The 19,580-nt window shown below is 44.7% G+C and carries 10 protein-coding genes; all 10 read right to left on the minus strand.

Going from position 1 to position 19,580, the window contains the following annotated elements; all coding sequences use genetic code 11:
* Positions 1 to 118 precede the first annotated feature (118 nt).
* Positions 119 to 1,312: a DUF4272 domain-containing protein gene (locus A3CY_RS0107105; protein ID WP_018337222.1), complete on the minus strand. Its 1,194-nt coding sequence runs from the start codon at positions 1,310 to 1,312 to the stop codon at positions 119 to 121.
* A gap of 76 nt (positions 1,313 to 1,388) precedes the next feature.
* The gene (locus A3CY_RS0107110) at positions 1,389 to 3,686 is read right to left on the minus strand and encodes a GH92 family glycosyl hydrolase (protein ID WP_018337223.1); all 2,298 of its coding nucleotides are present in this window, start codon (positions 3,684 to 3,686) and stop codon (positions 1,389 to 1,391) included.
* Between the two features lie 53 nt (positions 3,687 to 3,739).
* Positions 3,740 to 4,519: a basic secretory protein-like protein gene (locus tag A3CY_RS0107115; protein ID WP_026207409.1), complete on the minus strand. Its 780-nt coding sequence runs from the start codon at positions 4,517 to 4,519 to the stop codon at positions 3,740 to 3,742.
* The gene (locus tag A3CY_RS0107120; protein WP_026207410.1) at positions 4,516 to 6,843 is read right to left on the minus strand and encodes a GH92 family glycosyl hydrolase; all 2,328 of its coding nucleotides are present in this window, start codon (positions 6,841 to 6,843) and stop codon (positions 4,516 to 4,518) included. Before A3CY_RS0107120 ends, A3CY_RS0107115 begins: the two co-directional genes overlap by 4 nt.
* Positions 6,844 to 6,971: 128 nt before the next feature.
* A complete protein-coding gene (locus A3CY_RS20435; RefSeq protein ID WP_081619435.1) occupies positions 6,972 to 9,566 on the minus strand; it encodes a zinc-dependent metalloprotease in 2,595 nt (864 codons plus the stop codon).
* Between the two features lie 32 nt (positions 9,567 to 9,598).
* The gene (locus A3CY_RS0107130; RefSeq protein WP_018337227.1) at positions 9,599 to 12,208 is read right to left on the minus strand and encodes a zinc-dependent metalloprotease; all 2,610 of its coding nucleotides are present in this window, start codon (positions 12,206 to 12,208) and stop codon (positions 9,599 to 9,601) included.
* Positions 12,209 to 12,357: 149 nt separating this feature from the next.
* Positions 12,358 to 13,887 carry a PKD-like family lipoprotein gene (locus A3CY_RS0107135; protein ID WP_169503576.1) on the minus strand — a complete coding sequence of 510 codons (1,530 nt, stop codon included), beginning with the start codon at positions 13,885 to 13,887 and terminating at the stop codon, positions 12,358 to 12,360.
* 21 nt (positions 13,888 to 13,908) lie between these two features.
* Positions 13,909 to 14,589, minus strand: a complete 681-nt coding sequence (locus A3CY_RS0107140; protein WP_018337229.1) for a DUF4843 domain-containing protein — start codon at positions 14,587 to 14,589, stop codon at positions 13,909 to 13,911.
* Positions 14,590 to 14,606: 17 nt separating this feature from the next.
* The gene (locus A3CY_RS0107145) at positions 14,607 to 16,076 is read right to left on the minus strand and encodes a RagB/SusD family nutrient uptake outer membrane protein (protein ID WP_026207411.1); all 1,470 of its coding nucleotides are present in this window, start codon (positions 16,074 to 16,076) and stop codon (positions 14,607 to 14,609) included.
* A 10-nt stretch (positions 16,077 to 16,086) separates the two neighbouring features.
* Positions 16,087 to 19,485 (minus strand): SusC/RagA family TonB-linked outer membrane protein, encoded by a 3,399-nt coding sequence (locus A3CY_RS0107150; RefSeq protein ID WP_240388128.1) that lies wholly within the window; start codon positions 19,483 to 19,485, stop codon positions 16,087 to 16,089.
* Between the last annotated feature and the right edge of the window lie 95 nt (positions 19,486 to 19,580).

The following is a 19,580-nucleotide window of genomic DNA, read 5'->3' on the forward strand; positions in this document are numbered from 1 at the left end:
GACCTTCGGGAGCGTTTTTAATACGAATATGAAACACGAGTAAAAAGAGAGAAACATTTTATTTCCCCCTTTCATCTACGTGCAAACAACGCTTTCTCCCCGGATGAAGTTTAATCTCTTAGGTTGTCGGTTGAATATCATCCCAATCCGCTCCCTCGCTCGCCCCGATCAGCCAATTGAAAGCATAATGTCGTTCCATGACAACACCCCCGTCCAACGAAGCGGGAGCCTCCTGTCCCTTGACACGGGCATCCACGCACGCCCAATCATAACGCAAAGTCAGATCCGCCTCATCCAATATTTCCTCCTTACCTCGAATCTCGCCTAGCCCTAAAACAGTTCCTTTCTCCTGGTTATCAAAGAAAAGCCGGACTATAAACGGGACATCACAAATCTCCGAAGGATAAGGCAACTCCGTTATACCAAGTGCCCACAGCAACACGGCACAACACTCGTACCGCCACAGGAACTGAATACAGTCATGCTGCTCCGGCGAAGGATTATCCAAGTATGCCCTCTCCGCAGGCGTCAGTTCGTCCATGATATGAAAACCAGCATCCACCCACTGCACGAACCCCAATCCTTCTTCCCGATCGGGATTCTCGGACAACATAACTTCCGAATACAATGCCACGGCAAACAGAGCCGCCGCACGACAGGCTATTTCTTCCGGATCACGGATAACCGCTTCACTATCCAACACCTCGCAAGGCAAATGTTCGATATAAGGCACTCCAGCCTCCTTCAAGCGGGCAAGAGAACGCTCCCGGCGAAATAGATCCACCTCTCCGGGTTCAGGACGCCCGACTTCCAACAAATCAGAATTTGCCACCGGACGGAAAGCCTCATACTCGCTCTCGCCCTGCACGGAAAAAAGCAACTTCCCCTTACCATCATACAGACTCATGCTCGGGTAAAGCACGAATCCGTTTATATCTGCCGCCACGTCAAAAATAGTATTCACGATATAATTTGTCCGATCCCGGTTATCATCCGTCTCGAACTCGATACCCACGATACAATTAAAACAAGTAATCTGACGGACTACTTCTTCTTTAATTTCAGACAATTCTGTTTCCACTCGTGCGAAATAATTCGCCATCCCGTTCGTGTGTTCCGCCACCTGTTCCGGCTCGTTCTTAGCTTGCATCATCGAACAGCGAATAACCGAATCATCCTGCAATACCAGCATCCAGCGGTCGTCCCCGGGCGTGAACATTTTTGCCACTTCACTAAACCGCTTTTCCATAGATTGCGCCACCCGGTCGAAATCCCCGATCACCGTGTAAAGAGTCAGATTTGCTTTTTCCATAAAATCATTTTATAATTCTCACAAATATAGAAACTCCTTCTGACAAAGCAACCGATTAACCTCTTCAAAACCCGCTCTAAAAAGCAATATTTTCTATTTTTTCCAAAGAAAAAGAGTAAGGTGCGTCGGTATCAGCAGTTCCCCTCGACCTATTCGGTCGTTCACTCATCTGAAACTTGATCCGTCCTCCATCTTGCAAATCTTTATGAGTAATGTAATTCTTCGTGTAAATTCGTTTATTCAGCTTCATCCGGTCGATATAGCGGTGAGCATCGTCTGTTCCCGGGGCTAGGATTTCTAGCTTTTTCCCGTTTTCGAAATGAATCGTTGCTTTCGGGAAAAGCGGCGTACCCAGCACATACTGATCTGTGCCCGGGCACACGGGATAAAAACCCAGTGCCGAGAACACGTACCATGCCGATGTCTGCCCGTTATCCTCATCCCCACAATAGCCGTCCGGACCGGGCGTGTACATCCGATTCATCACTTCCCGCAACCAATACTGCGCTTTCCATGGTTGTCCGGCATAATTATACAAGTAAATCATATGCTGTATGGGTTGATTCCCGTGAGCGTAATTTCCCATATTCATGACGGTCATTTCCCGGATTTCATGGATTACTCCCCCGTAATAACTCTCGTCAAACAAGGGCGGCACGGCAAAAACCGAGTCCAGCATCTGCACGAAAGTTTCCTTTCCTCCCATCAAGCCGATCAGCCCGTGTGGATCGTGGAATACCGACCACGTGTAGTGCCAGCTATTTCCCTCCGTGAAAGCATCCCCCCATTTCAATGGTGAGAACGGCTCCATAAAAGTCCCGTCCCGATTTTTGCCCCGCATCAATTTGGTTTCGGGATCGAACAAATGTTTATAGTTCATTGCCCGACGGGCAAACCGCTCTATTTCCCCCGTCGGACGTCCTAACTTCTTTGCCAATTGAAAAATGCACCAATCATCATAAGCATACTCCAGAGTACGCGCTGCACTCTCGTTTATCCCCACGTTGTAAGGCACATATCCCAATGTATTATAATACTCGTGCCCCAAGCGTCCCGTGGAAGATGCTTTCGGGTGCACGTGTTCCGTGCCGTGTATCAACCCCTCGTACAGGGTTTCAACATCAGCGACCTGCACGCCTTTCAAATAGGCATCCGCAAGCACGGATGCCGAATTATTTCCAACCATACATCCCCGGTGTCCAGGACTCGCCCATTCCGGGAAAAAACCGCTTTCCTTGTAAGTATTGATCAACCCCTCCTGCATTTCCTTGTTCCGAGAGGGATAAACCAAGTTCAACAGGGGAAACAAGCAACGGAATGTATCCCAAAATCCTGTATCCGTGTATAAATATCCCGGTAAAACCTCTCCATTATAAGGGCTGTAATGCAGTATATTTCCTGCCGCATCTATTTCATAGAATTTACGGGGAAAAAGTACCGAACGATAGAGGCAAGAATAAAATACCCGGTATTGATCCAACGAACCACCTTCCACTTGAATAGCCCCCAACACTTCATTCCATGCCGCCTTACCCCGTCCGACCAAAGTATCGAAATCGTCGTTCCCCAATTCCTTCAAATTCAATTCCGCCTGTTCCGGGCTTATAAATGAAGACGCCACGCGGGCGTGTACTTTTTCCCCCTTTTTTGTCCGAAAACCGATCACACTTCCCACGTGCCGGGCTTGTTGTGACAAATCGTCACTCAATTCCCCGTCGGCAAACGTGTGTTTATACACAAAAGGCTTATCAAATTCTATCACGAAATAATTCTTAAAATTCTCGGGTACACCTCCGCTATTCCGGGTCGTGTATCCCACGATCTTATTATCTCCCTCGATACGAACAAATGAACCCCGGTCAAAAGCATCAACGACAATATACGAATGTTCATTTTCCGGGAAAGTAAAACGGAAAAAAGCCGCCCGTTCCGTCGTCGTAAATTCAGTCACCACGTCGTGTTCGGCGAGGTAAACCTTATAATAATAAGGCTTTGCCACCTCTCCTTTATGCGAGAACCAACTGGCACGCCGGTCTTGGTCGAACTCCGGTTTCCCAACCACTGGCATCAACGAAAATTGACCGTAATCATTTATCCACGGACTCGGCTGATGCGTCTGTTTGAATCCCCGAATCTTATTTGCCGTGTAAACGTAAGCCCAACCGTCACCCATTCTTCCCGTCTGGGGCATCCAAAAATTCATTCCCCACGGGCGGGCGATCGCCGGATAAGTATTCCCCGTCGACAATTCAAACGTGGATTGCGTACCCATAAGCGGATTCACGTACTCCACGGGATCAAAAACAGTTTGAGCTTGCGCGGGGATACCCACGCCGAGCCACAAACAAACTAAAACACAAACATAATATCTCATAAACACAACACATTTTGTTACACTTCTCAAGTTTCCCGAACACCTGCCCGCATTTACTTGTCACCCATCGCAACCATGTATTCTTCCCAAAGTCGATCTATATCATATTCCTCTCCTAGAGAATATTGAATCGCACCTTGAAAAGACCAAGGAATGACATCTAAAGTACTGCGGTTAAATTTACGCAAAAAATCCGGATCTTTCGTCTGCTTCAACCAAGCCAGGAAGAAGCCTGTCGTGCGATACCCATCCGTGTAATGCCCTCCCTTGGGGCGGTCGTCCAAAGTAAAACCGCCGTTCACGTAACGCACTGCATCCGCCATACCCTCGATGAAAGCCCAAAATGTCTTATTTGTCCCATAAGTTCCTATCCCTTGCGGTTCCAACTGAAACCCGTGTGTCAATTCATGCCAAAGTACACCCCGGTTTTCTCGCACTAACGCATCCATGTTTCCCTTGTAACTTTTCTCCACCCAATCCGTGCTGTAAGTAATCGTGATTGAAGGCGGATTACCGCTTTTCGCCGATACTCCATCATAAGACTTTAATATATATGTAATTAATTTGACAGCTGGGATACTATCCTCGGGTGAAAAATAAAGCGTTTCCAATACTTGCCGGGCACATTCCTGTATAAACTGTTCAGGACGGGGAACAATCCGAGCGTATAATTTTGCCCCATCCGTTTCCGGTGACAAATTTTGGAATTCAACTCTTCCCACGTCATAGGTTGACCAGTCCGTAACTTTCCCCGTTTTCGAGCTATTCTTTTTGCATCCACAGGAACTCACTATTCCCAAGATACATATGTATAATATTATTTTTATATTCATCGTGTTAGTGAGTAAGGTTTATTATCATTCGTGTATATTCTATTCCGGTTGGGACGGTTACTCATCTCGAATTCCAACACTCCTCCCGCCATAATATCCCGTTGCGTTATATAAGCCTTGTCATAGAGCTTTCCGTTCAACCGAACTGCTTTCACGTATCTGTTTTTGTCATTCACTTTCGGCGCACGTACCTCAAACGTGTTGCCGTTCTCCAAACGTATTTTCATGTAAGGCAGATAAGGAGCACCCAACACGTATTGATCCGTTCCGGGACAGACTGGATAAAATCCCAAAGCTGAGAAAATATACCAGGCAGACATCTGACCGCAGTCGTCATTACCGCATAACCCGTCTATTTTATTCCTGTACATACGGTTCATCACTTCCCGCACCCGGAATTGAGTCTTCCAAGGTTGAGAAGTCCAAGCGTACAGGTACAACACGTGATGGCTAGGCTCATTCCCGTGCACGTAATTTCCCATTAGCCCCTCTTCCGTGATGTCCTCCGTATCGGCATAATATTTTTCAGGAAGGTGCATCGTGAACAAACTATCCAACCGTTCGGTAAAACGCTTCTCCCCTCCCGCCAAACGGATCAACCCGTTTACATCGTGCGGAACGTGCAACGAGTAATTCCACGAATTTCCCTCGATAAATCCTTCGCCGTGCGTGCCCAGCGGATCAAATGGCTCTTTCCAGCTCCCGTCGGACAAACGGGGACGGGCAAAACCCAAACGTTCGTCGAACAAATTCCGATAGTTCAAAGCCCGGCTCTCGTACTCATGGACCATGTTCTCGTCCCCCGATACTTTTGCAGTTTGGTATATCGCCCAATCGTCATACGCGTTCTCCAGTGTGATCGAAGCACCATTCCCGTCTTTATCCACGGGCACGTACCCCTTTTCCACGTAATCACGGGTATGCTGGTAATACGGAACATTCGAACTATTCCTCATGGCTTCCAACACCAACGCCGTATCCAGCTGGATACCCTTCGCCACGGCGTCCGCCACGACAGCAACCCCGTGATAAGCGATCATACACCAGTTCTCGTTTCCCATGTGCGACCACACGGGCAAAGCTTTGTGTACACTCTGCCGGTAATGTTCCAGCATAGACATAACCATATCCCGGTTCCGTTCCCGATTGATAACATTAAACAACGGATGCAAAGCCCGGTAGGTATCCCACAAGGAGAACACGGTATAATTGGTAAAACCCTCCGCCCGATGAATCATGTGGTCTACACCCCGGTATTGCCCGTCTACATCCATGTAAACAGACGGATTTATCATCGTGTGATACAACGAGGTATATAACATACTCAACTCATCATGACTTCCTTGTGCCTCGATCACCGAAAGTTCTCTGTTCCATTTCTCCCCGGCACGTGCAGCCAACGTTTCAAAATCAACGCCTGCCGCTTCCATCTGCAAGTTCCTCAACGCCCCTTCCGTACTCACGCATGAAAGAGCCACTTTCACTTCTAGTTCCGGCATATCGCATAAGTCAAAATCAAAATATGCCACGATACCCCTACCGCCCATCTCCGGGAAATTTCTTTTCTCATCAAATCTACGCCAAAAACCTTTGTAATTCACCTCCTCGAAGTTCTCGTGTCCATAATCTTGTATCGGTTTAGAGAATGTTATCGCGAAATACGTGTAATTCGTCCGTGCCCACCCCCTCGTAATCCGGTATCCCGTCAACAAAGTATCATTTTCCACCCGAAGATTCGCCCACAACACTTTCCCGTCATAATTGTATATCCCATGCAATAAATCCACGATCACATGACCTTTTTCCACTCCCACCGGATAGGTATATTTGTGTATTCCCACCCGTTCCGTTGCCGTCAACTGTACTTTCACACCGTAATCCTGCAACATCACCTCGTAATAACCGGGCGAGGCTTTTTCCCGCTCGTGCGAGAATCGGGAACGATACCCCTCTTCCGGTCGTTCCGCCGTCCCGGGCACCAGTTTCAAATCCCCGACTGTCGGCATCAAAAGGACATCCCCCAAATCCGAATGCCCCGTTCCGCTCAAATGCGTATGGCTGAACCCGACAATTGTCGGATCATCATACTGGTATCCGGCACAATACCGATAAGTATTTTTTTGGTAAACACCGTCAATATTATGCGGCACGTTCTCCGTATCGGGACTCAACTGCACCGCTCCATACGGGACACAAGCCCCCGGGAAGGTATGTCCCATACTTTTAGTCCCGATAAAGGGATTCACGTAATCCACCGGATTCTTTTTTTCTTCTTCATTTGTCAGCATAGCACCCAAACACAATAAAAGTACGCTCAATTTCATCTTGTCAGCATTAATTAAAATTTTCTGTTATCCGATTACTCTAAAAAGGCACTTGAAGCCCCTCAAAGGGTGAAAAAAAGTTGTAATATTTTTGACATATTACAACTTCCTTCATGAAACAAACTTCTTTAATGAATACCCTTCACGTCCAGGGCTTGTCTGATTTTATAATGTAAATACTCGTAATAATCCTTCATTTCCCCCGTACTCGTTTTCATGGCATTATTCACCATGGCATCGATTTTCAACAACATTTGATAAAAAACATGAGAACGTGATAATGTATTTACCGCAATCCCTCCCTGTGCATAAAAACCACTGATATTCTCTACCTGCATCCGTTCCAGTTTCTCACAAGCAATAGGATCATACTTTTGACAAACTTGTCCGGTAGCACTTATCCCCTGCACCAAAGCCCGCGTGTGCGCATCCAATTGTGTGGCATCTTCCGTTACGGTCGAAGAAGCAATCACGGCAGCTAAAAAAGCCATCTGAAAATCCCTCTCCAACGGATCCAATTGTTTGCGCTTTATAGTACCGTCCCAAACCATCCGATACAATTCATCCATGTACTCGTCCGCGGTATATCCTCCGCTTGCCTTGCGAGAACTCATGATAACCATATACCAACGAGAAAATAACAAGTCAAAAATTTCTATCCGTTTTTGTTGTACGGCGGAAGAATGTACCAGCAAGTCATGCCTTAATTCCTGATTATCCAACCAATCCAAATCTTTAGCCTGTTCCAGCAAGAAATTAACAGCTTCCTGTTGCTTGGCTTTAGGTACGACCGTGTAATGCGGTATCTTCTCATCACTATTACCGTCATTTATATACATACCACCAATGTAAGACGCAACCCGGCTCAACCCGTCCATGTACCGCCCTTGTATAAAACCATACAATTTATTCTGAAGTTCCAATGTTTTATCCTCTTCGGCAAACCATTCACGACAATGAGCCATTGACTTTTTCAGGTTCCGTATCAGATATTCCCCCGCCTTAACATGATCATTCCCCAAATCCTCGCTCAATACACGCGGGTCATAAACACTGGAAGTAAAAGGCGTATGCCCGTATGTTTTATAAATATCCCGACGGGATTCTTTAATCCAACGATCCAACGTATCACGTTCCTCCTCCGCACTCTTCACTCCACGAATCGGTTTATACAACCATTCAATGGCATAATAATCGTATTCACCCAACTTGTCTTGCACTAGCAACACTCCGTTTTTGACATCTTCTTCCTGTGCTATATAATTACATGGCACCATATCCATTATCGAGGGTGACAACCCGTGTTCCCTCGTGAAAGTTACAGAACGCAATGAATCAACCGGATAAACAGAAGATGCCTGCAAATTGGCTCTCAACCCCAAACACGAACCGATCTCCCGTATCATTTGCCTCTTTATCATTTGCCCCATCACCTCTTCGGACAAAGCAGCCTTACGCGCTTCCGGGTCTGCCGCCATCGTGTAAAGAAGCCTGTCACGATGCAGTATAAACAAGAAATGATGATGCAAATACAAAGAGGCATTAAGAATCTCCCCACTCCGGTAATCCACCAGCATAGATTGTTGAGGACGATACATATTCGGAGAAGTCGGAGAATAACGAATCACAGAATATTGAATGTTTCCGGCATCAAAATCCGATGTTTCGGGAAAAGGCATAACCCGAAGCACATTTTTAAATCCGATACGTTCAAAAGCCTTGTTCCACTCCTCTACCCCCTCACGAATATATTTCGTCCAACTCTCGGGCATCAACGTATCCAAATAAAAAACAATCGGTTTCTTTGGCTCCACGACCTGTCCTGCCCAATACGCCCCCTCATCACTCGGTTCCACTCGCCAACGTTTAGTCAGGAATCCCCTTGTCAATGCCGTCTTCCCTTTTCCAATCTCGGGAATCGTTACGAAACTTACCCCGATCCTCGGGTCGGCATAACGAGGAGTCATTTTATCTTCAGGCAGAAGCACCAACATTTTATTAAATGTAACTGAAACTTTCACATTCTGCTTGGACAAAGCACCCATCACGATATGATCCACATCATACCCCGATTCACAAACTACGGTAACACTCCGTCCATCCGCCTTGACATCTTGAAACAAATTCCGGTTCGCTTTATACTTGTGATTCCGCTTCACGAATCCCCATACGGAATTGACAGCCTGAACGGAAAACGGATTCGTGAACGCCGTATGCTCCAAGAAAAAAGAAGTCATATTCAATACCACGGCACTATTATCCGGCGTGTAAGCCTCTATTTTAAAAGTAGAGTACACTCCCGGCATAAAAGATTTCTCCAAGGCTCCCTCTACATTTTCATCCCCACTACCGTTAATAATAGGAACGCCTTGCCTCAAACGAGCCTGTACATACTCCCCCTCTCTCGTGAACACGAATACCTGAGGTGTTCCGGCAAATTGCCCTACAACACCTTCCCCGTTATCACTCGTGTTCTCTATCGACGAAGCGAACAACATATCCTTACCCAACAAATCCAAGGGAAACTCCACGTACACATTCCCCCCCGTGTAATGAATCGTCATTACTCCTTTTGCCGTTTTTACATTTTTACCGTTAAAGAGCTTCTGGTAAGCCGAATTTTTATTTTTCCCCGTATCCTTCTTCTCCTGTACCATCCCGTTTCCTACAAACGGACATAGAATTATCGAAAGAAGAAATACTACATATATAATACTTTTCATGACAACTAGTTTACTATTAATAATCACTCGTCTCAGTTATTCTTAAAAACCTTCTCCAATTTATAAACCAACAACTGATAATGCAATCGAGTATCTTCCGTTGCCGTATTCATCCGGCTTTTCAACAAAGCCAAAGTCCTTTTTAACATCAAGAAACAATCGGTTCCGATAGAAACATTCGGTCTGCTCAAGTTCGTCGTTCTTCCGAAACCGCTAATCTCCTCCGGAGCAAAACAACACCCCCTGTTCGCAAACATACCCAAATACTCGTCAGGCAACTCGCCATAAATATTCCGGCTATTCTCTTTCACGTAATCCATAACCTCAATCATCCCGCCCCGAGAAAAAGCAAAAGGAGAACCGCCCATACCCTTCACTTCCACTCCGGAAGCAGAAACCAAAAATGACAAATATTTAATTTGCAATCGTTTTTCGACCTCAGACAGCGAATTTCTCTTTTGGGTCGGAGCCATGATGAATTCATACAAATCATTCATGTACTCCCGCGTGGAATATGCATCCTCTTTCGACTGTTCCATCCCCACAGCCAACGCATTAAGCCGAGATAACAATCCCCGGAAAATAGCATTTTCCATATCTCCCGAAATATCGCTCATCAACGGCAAACCATCCTTAAAATCCTTCGCATCAATCCAAGACATCTCTTTCAACTGATCCAACAGAAACGCCAATGCCTCCTTTTGCCGGGCTTTGGGAACCAAAGCATAAGCAGGAATCGGATCTCCTGCATATTTTTCATTCAGGTAAATACCGCCAATATTAAAAATAACATTATTCAAATACCTGAAATACTGCATGATGATCTCGTTATAAATCTGTTGACGGAAGGCGTAATCTTTATCTTCCTCTCCCACCCAGTCATTCAGGTTCGCCAAAATATATTTCAAGTTCTTTATCCCATATGCGGATGATTTTATCGGATCATCTCCCAAATCCTCCTCGAAAGAACTCGGATCCCAACGAGAGTTCATCTGTTGCCTACCATAGCGATATACCGGATCTCCCGCTTTCTCGCTAATCCAACGATCCAAAACGGGAACTTCCTCATCCGTGGTCTTTTCTCCTAACAAAGGCGTGTACAACCATTTTATTGTAAAATAATCATACAACCCCAAATGAGGTGGTGTCAATTTCACACCTCTCTCCTTATCTCCCGGCTGTGCCACGTAATTATTCCGGGCATAATCCATAATCGAATGCGTAGTCCCGTACTTTTGGGTATAAGAAGGCGAACGCAAAGAATCCGTAGGAATAGCGGCAGAAGCACTCATATTATGCATAAAACCCAAACAATGCCCCACCTCGTGGGCAATAGCGTAACGAATACTCTCCCCTAACAGATCTTCCGGCAACTGCATTCTCCGCACATCGGCATCTGTCTGCGCAGTCTGCACGAATCGCCAATTCTGAATCAATTGAGCTATATTGTGATAAAAATACACCGAGGCATTAATAATCTCTCCCGTCCGGGGATCAGTCCACGAAGGTCCCATTGCGTTAGCCGTCCACGAGGGAGAATAGCGTACACAGGAATACTTCAGATTTTCCGGATCAAATTCCGGATCATCCTTGGGAAAACCCCGGGCAATAATCGCATTCTTCAACCCAATCTTCTCAAAAGCTTTCTGCCATTCCTCGACTCCTTGCTTGATATATTTCTTCCAACCTTCCGGGAAAGCATTATCCACGTAAAACACGATAGGTTTCTTCACATCCACCAGTTGTCCGGCACGATAAGCCGCTTCGTCCGCGGGTTCAAGACGCCAACGATTTGCGTAATAACGAAAATCGACCCCATTCTTTTTAGAATTGAATTCATATTTCGCCTGATAGAATATAGCAATACGGGGATCCGCCATACGGGGACGCATCGGTTCTTCCGGCAACAAAATAAAACTACGTGTCATCACCGTCGTAAAAGGCACTTTCTGAAACAATACCCGTTCTTGATTCCGCACGGTAACCAAATAATTCAAAGAAGAACGTATACTGAAATTATCCTCGAAAGCCTTAATCTCACCGATAAACGAATTCTTTTTCACGAACTCCTTTTCCAGCCGACGCCTGCCACCCGTGATAGGAGCGTACGGGGAAAAAGGAGATAACCCCTCGTTATCACTCAACAAGAAATCGGTCAAATCCAGCACAACCGCCGTACTGTCTTCCGAATACACCTTCACCGGAAGATTCAAAATAATAGCCGGCTTAAAACTCTCTTCCAAACGTTTTCTTATCCCCTCCTCCGTGGTATAATACACCGCACTCACCTCCCGCAGGCTGACTAACGAGTCCTGACGGGTAAACACCACATGCATCGGCTCCTTGGGCTTTTCCCCCACACTCCCGAAATCATTATTCGTGGTTTCACTGATCGTTGAACCGAGTAACATCTCTTTCCCCAACAAATTCAACGGCAACTCAAAATAGATCTTCCCATCCATCTTGTGCAACGTGATTAAACCTTTCACCGTTTCACACGACTTCCCCTTAAAAAAGCGCTGGTAAGCACTTTCCGTTTTCACCTCCTTGGTTGCCGTTTTTTTCTTCCGCCCTTTACCTTCCGCCGACACAACACTCAAGGAAAAAAACATAAATACAAATACAATTGATTTCAATATCATAACTTCAAAATTTAAACATCCCAATTTTCACATAACAATCCCTGCTGAAATAGAAATACCATTCAGAGTAAAAATATAAATACCTGTGTTTCAATACCGGAATAGTTTTCTAAAATCGAATAAATCGATTTTAGAAAACTACACTGCGATCACAAATCCCGTCCCGAAAATTTATATTTGAAAATCACATCAACTATCCGACCGAAACCACCCTGTTCATACAACACGACAGGCTCACCCGCCTTCAGCACCGCATCCTCCACGTTGAACAGCACAAACGTCCCGTCTTCCAATCCTACCCCCAACTCTTTATTTCCATCAGCAGGATGTATCGCCACGATAGCACGCCCACCCAACGAAGCATAATGATGCGACTTCCCGGTACTTAAATCGAAATAATACAACTCGTCATTATTCACACCCCCGGAGAAGAAAATATAAGTACGGCTTCTCAATATCCTGAAAACACTCTTATTCGTCACATATCCCTCTGTTTTTCCCGAAAACGTCTGACACTTATCCATTGCATCTAAAGTAATCACTCCTAAGGCACCGCTAGCAATCTCAAACGTTTCCACTTTCCAATCATCCCCATTCCGCAAAATAAGAGCATACTTTGTGCCGCCCTGTACCGCACCCCCGTAAGCAGCGCCATAAACCAATTTATAATCACCGAAATTATTCACCGGAATAAAACCGGCTGGATAATTCCCCGTGTATTGCAATTCCCGGTACTCCTCTGCCGTCGTGTAATAAGCACTCCTCACGTGGATCAACCGACCGTTTAACTCGTCATACAAAAGAAAATGTTTCAAATACTGATGTTCCGTTTCAATAATCTTTCCAATTTTATATCCTTTATTTATATATACCGGAACATTGTTGTAAGCAGCCGAATGATACCCCATGCTCTTCGGGTCATTGAAAAAACGGGTATAAATTTTCCCGTCCTCGCTCAACACAATATTCATGTAGAACGGGTAGAATGCCGATACCAATTTAAAATTCTCCGGGGGATTTCCTCCCACGAACTCCTCTCGGGTCAATACTTCCTTCTCGTTCGTGTCACCATTCAGCTCCACGGGTCCCTGCCCGCCATGCTGAATGACCAACAATTCAGACCATTTACAATAGTTAGTTGCATTCCAAAAGAAATGCTGCACCAGTTTCACCGGTTCCGCCCCCATGTCTTCCCCATTTGCCGCCCGGTACAAATCATAATAAGCATGGTATTCTCCATCTTGAGAAGCAGTCGGTAAATTAACATGTCCCAGTTTCGACACCCCGCCTTCCTCGTACAAAATAGAGAATCCCGATTGATATACCGTCGCCGCAATAACAGACATCGTGTTGCTATACACTTTCCCGTTACGATTATCTTTCAGTGCCAAGCGGCAAGCATACGTTTTTGCCTGTTCAGGAGTAAATTCCAACACCCTCTCCGTGGAAACGACGTCATAATCAATACGCCACTCGTACGAGAAATCAGTAGTATCACTCCCGCCAAACTGAATCTTAGGCTCTACTTTCACTTTATCATGTACAAAACAATTCACAACATAAGTTTCAAATGAAACCCTCGCATCCCGAATCGCTTCATATTTATAATTCCCCTCATCTTTGATACAGGAAAACAATCCCGCCATCATCAACAAAGACAGATATATTATATTTTTCATCTTCATACTGCTATTGATTTATTATCCAATTACTGTTACCGTCATGGCCACACCATCATCCAACACCGGCTCTCCCCGATCTTCCATTTCACGCAAATAGTACTTTAACTGTAACGCGTAAGCTCTCCTCGTCGATGCATCCAGATTCGTCCAATCCCCTTCCCCGGTCACCTCAATTAACAACTGATATTTCGCAGCCGAATAAGTACCGAGAAAAGATTTATCAACATCCTCATCCCACCATTCCGGTATCGTCACCGTATTACTCAAGTTAATAATCTTATACTGATAATTAGGTTCCCCCGGCAAAATATCACTCCCGTTTCCCGGGATAGCTAACACGATCCGCACACGCTCATCCCCGGGATTATTCAACACCAACGAGATCGTATCCCTCACGTATCCCTTGTGGAAAACATAATACTCCGGAAGTTCTATATGTTTCTCCGTTGCCGTGGACAAATTTTTATCCAATACGACTGTAAACGGCTGGTCTTCCAAAAATAGATTTCCCAACATCTCCACGTGTATCGGCACCTCGATCTGTTCCGCATTTCCGTAAAAGAAAAACGAAATCTCCATCGAATCCTTGTAAGCATTCGTGAATTGAATGTAATTCACGGTATTATACATCGGGATATCCTCTTTCGAGCACGCCCCCAACAAGAACACACTTAAAATAAATACATATATCTTTTTCATAACTCGTCTTTTTTTTACTAAAATACCTTTTCATCATCCGGCAAAGGAAGCACAAACGAATTACCCAACACGTGAGATTCACTTCCACTCAACACGGGATGATTCAAACGTTTAAACATGAAAAAAGTCTGCCCTTCCGTGAGATACTCTTTCATTCCTTCCCAAATCAACTCTTCCTTAAAAGAAATTGCTGACACGGTTTCCGAAATATTACGTTTACATCCGCGACCTCCCCGCACTTCTTCAAGATACGCCACAGCTTCCGCATTACCCGCGGCAGAACCATACGCCGTTTCCGCCAAGATATAACATATCTCACTAAATCTCAACGCTGGAATAAGCGCATACTGTACCTTTAAGAAACTCTCCGAGGCACCCAGATCCAACCATTTCTGCGACCGATTCGCACCAAGCGTCCAATCAATAAGATATTGACGATAATCATCTCCATCTCCCCGATCACCAAACATCGTGCTGCCATTCTTCAACAACATCTTGGGCATTCCCGCCTCTTCCGTAAAATCCTCCACGTCTTCCGTCAATTTCTTATTATAAAATGCGAACAAAATATCATCATACGCCTTCACATATTTATTGCTCCCGGAAGTATTCAGATTCGACGAATGTGTAAAATAAATATTCCATAAATCGGTCTTGGCTTCCACCAAATCATACACGTGCGATGCGTACCGGTTAGCTTCTTCATTCTCTCCGGCATACAGGCACAAACGAGCCAACGTACCGCAAATTGCCAAGTAATTCATACGAGTTCCCCGGAAACTGAAAAAACGATTTCCCGAATCATCTGCAAAAAAACGGTTAGCATACGCAAAATTATCATACAACGTATCATTCTGCGCAACAAGATCCTTTGCCCGCAACAAATCTTCCTTGGCAAGCCGAAGTACCTCCGTCGTGGGCTGTGCAGACTCGTAATGCGTCGGGTAAACTGTCACGTAAGGAATATACGCCCCGTCATTCCCCGTGGTCGGAGCCGGTGCAAACATCCTTGCTAAATCAAGATGCAAATATCCCCTCAAAGCCAAAGCCTCACCATAGATCAAATTCCGCTCGCGCTCACCCAAAGGAAAAAACGAAGCATCTTTACTTTCTATCTCGGCAATCAATTTATTACAATTAGCGATAGCATTATAGGCACCTTTCCAAATCTCAGAAATCAGTTTTTTGACGTCACTTGCATTATAGTCATAAACTACCGCCGCTTTGTAAGCCTTATTTTGACTGACATCTGCGGCATCATACGTCTGAGCCAAAACACTCAAAAACCCCCATGAAAGTTCCCGTCCGTACATCTCCGGCTCTGACAATTTATAATACACCCCATTCAAGGCACTCCGGAATCCGGTGTAATCCTTAAACATTTTCTCGTCACTCGCCTGATTATCCGACTCGACATCCAACCAAGCATTACATGCTGCCAGCCCGAACAGCATCATAAACAACAACAGATATTTATATCGTATCATAACCATCTCTTTAAAAACTTGCATTTAAAGTGAAATTAAAAGTTCTCGCGAAAGGATAATTCAATCCCCGTTCCTGCTTCACGCTGGAAATCGTGAATATATCTTTCATATTAAACGATAACCGCAACATACTCATCTTCCATTTCTTCAACAAATCTTGATTGAAATCATACCCCACCGTCAAAGAATTAAAATTCAACATATTATAATCCTGCACGAAACGAGAAGTTGGCAATGTCACACTATTCCGGTCTTTAATCGACTTCAAGCGAGTCACTTCCCCCGGCTTTGCCCAACGCTCCGTGAGCACCCGCTTGTCTGCATTCATATCATACAACTTCACGTTCTCCACTTTATCCACCAAAGTCTGATTATACACTTGTCCCCCGAACTCATACATGAACGTGGCGAACAACGTGAAACGCTTCCACTGGAAATTTACCCCGAAAGATCCCGTTGCATCCGGTTCAGTATCACCCAAAATAGCCTGCTGACTAGCCGTCCATTCCTGAATCACCTGTCCGCTTCGATCCAAGAACAATTCTTTTCCGTTACTCGGGTTGATTCCTAAAGAACGCATCCCGTAAATAGATGTCAAAGAACCACCCTCCTCGTATTTCAACAAAGGTTTGCTATACTTCAAATCCTGTTTGTTGAAAATGTTTTCGAAATACTCATCAAACTTCTCGTTCACCCGTTCATTATACGCCTTCAAAGATTCCGAAATTTTCAATATCTGGTTCCGGTTATGCGCCAAATTACCGAACACGGCAAGCATCCAGTCTTTTCTTTGGATAATATTAAAGCGAACATCCAACTCGATCCCTTTATTCTCCACCTCACCCATATTATCCTTATAAGAAGTAAAACCGGTATGAGTCGGAATCGTCACATCCGTAATCAAATCTTTGGTTGTCTTGTTATACCACGTGAACTTCGTGTAAATCGCATCATCCAACAATCCTAACTCCAATTTCAAATCCCGGGAGAAAGTCCGTTCCCACTTCAAATCCTCATTCCCCATGTAATGCAAGAAAACACCACCACCCGTGGAATAATATGAATTAGTCACATCATAAGTATGTTTGGCAGCGTAAGCAGGGAAATTAGTTTTACCCAACACCCCAAAAGTCCCCGTGACTTTCAACAAACTCACCACATTCTGACCTTGCATAAACTGGTAATTATGCACGTTCAGTCCTACACCTCCAGAATAAAAAGGAGCGTATTTCTTGGCAGCCCCGAACTCGGACGAACCATCCAAACGCCATGAGGCATCAAACAAGTAAATATCATTATACGTGTAATTTAATGAAACAAATGACCCGAACAACCGTTTCTTATTATCCGAATACGTCGGAACATCATCCACGTTCTCGGCAAAAGCCGGAGTATTCAATTCTCCCGAGGGAAATCCCAAATATTTCTCTACCGAACTATTCGTACTCTCCGTGTTCGTGTTCAATCCCAACGAAAAATTCATATTATGTTTCTTTATCGTCTGCACGTAATTCAACACGAAATTGGTATTCCATTTCACCAGTTTCTTCTTGCTCAAATCCAACGAACCTTTCTTGTCATCATCCACATTGTAAAATGAAGAAGAAAGCGGATCTTTGAAAACTTTTGTTTCGGTATCAGTCAAAGTCACCGCTACTTGTCCTTTAAAATAAAGGCTCTTCGTGATATACCAATTCAAACTCAGATTATTCGTCAAATCCTGTATTTTACTTTTATCGAAACTTTCCAGCATCTTCGCCTCATACAACGGATTCTTCGTACCACTCATACCATTATGCCAAAGTTTTGTCTGCTCAACATAATTTCCGTCTGCATCTTTCAACTCGTCATACGGCAACTTCTTCGTGTAATCACTAAAAGCACCATAAGGAGAATTTTCCGATTTCGTGACCGTGTAAGCGATCTGATTCTTCAACTGCATCCCACCGATACGATAATCCAAATAAAATCCGGCACCCAAACGCTCACGGAAAGATCCTTTCATCACTCCATTCTGGTTATCGTAATTCAAGTCCACGTTAAAACGCATATTCTCGGAACCTCCCTGAATAGCAAGACTATGTTTATGATTGAATTCATTCTGTAAAGGCTGTGACAACCAATCCGTGTTCACTCCCCGAATAATGTTCGACAACTTCGCCTCGTACTCACTCAAAAGAGTATAAGACTTGTTAATCTCTAAAGTCGGATCATAATATCCCGCCAAACGTTCAGCCTCAAGCAATTCCCTAGCATTCATTAGATTATAATCCGATAAATCCGGAGCCGTAAGCGCTCCCGTAAAATTATACATCACGTTCAACTCTCCCGGTTTCGGAGCCACCGTTTCGATCACCACGACCCCGTTAGCCGCACGGGAACCGTAAATTGCCGTAGCTGCGGCATCCTTCAAAATCGTGATACTCTCTATACGGTTCGGGTCGAAATCATATACCTTCTGTACAGTCACCTCGAAACCATCCATAATAAAAATAGGAGAATTAGGATTATTACTCAAGGCTGATTCCGAAAGATTCTCCTTATCCAAATCCATTACCCCGATACCGGAACGTCCCCGGATATAAAACTCCGGTAATGTATTGGGGTCTGCCCCCATTTGATTATTCTTCATGATACGCAAGGAAGGATCGAATACCTGCAACACGTCAATCACATTGGTCGGCGACACCTTGAACAACTCCTCTTTTTCTACCTTCACCGAATTTCCTGTAAAACTGGACTTTTTCACGTTAGCGTATCCCGTCACCACAACCTCTTCCATCTGCTTCACGTCTGGTTTCATCTTCACGGTCAACTCTTTCGTGCTATCCGTTACCACCACTTCCTGAGTTTGGAAACCGATAAACGAAAACACCAAAGTCACGGGCAACTTTATCGTCAACACACTTTTGAACTTCCCGTCCGTGTCACTGACAAAACCAGTACTTGTTCCCTTAATCATAATCGTTACTCCCGGTAACGGTTCATTCAGATCATCATACACCACGCCACGCACCTCCGGCACTTTCGTGTCCTTCTTCAATTCCCGAATTTCCAAAATCAACACGAAATCCTCCTTCTCCTCAAACCGAACCTGCTTTCCCGCGAACACCTGTTTCAGCGCTTCACCGATAGTGGTATTCACCAGTTTCACACTCACCTTTTCATTCATATCCACTTGCACATTGCTATAAAAGAAATCCTTTCCGAACTCTTTTCCCAGCATACGCAACACCTGATTGATAGGAGTATCCTTCACTTCCAAGGAAACCCTACGTTCTTGCCCATGTGCTACTTGCACGCTAAACGCAAGACACAACAAACAAAAAAAACTAGCCAAACGCATCATCGATAACATTTTTTTCTGTCCTAACCGCATAAACCGGTTAGGCTCTCGATTTTTTTCCATATATTTGCATTTAAGGTTATACATAGCTTTGTTCTCTCTCAAATAGTGACAAAGCAATTACCACTCAAAATTGAGGAAGTCTAGCCACTTCCTCG

It is taken from the genome of Butyricimonas synergistica DSM 23225 (assembly GCF_000379665.1).
GTDB classification, from domain to species: Bacteria; Bacteroidota; Bacteroidia; order Bacteroidales; family Marinifilaceae; genus Butyricimonas; species Butyricimonas synergistica.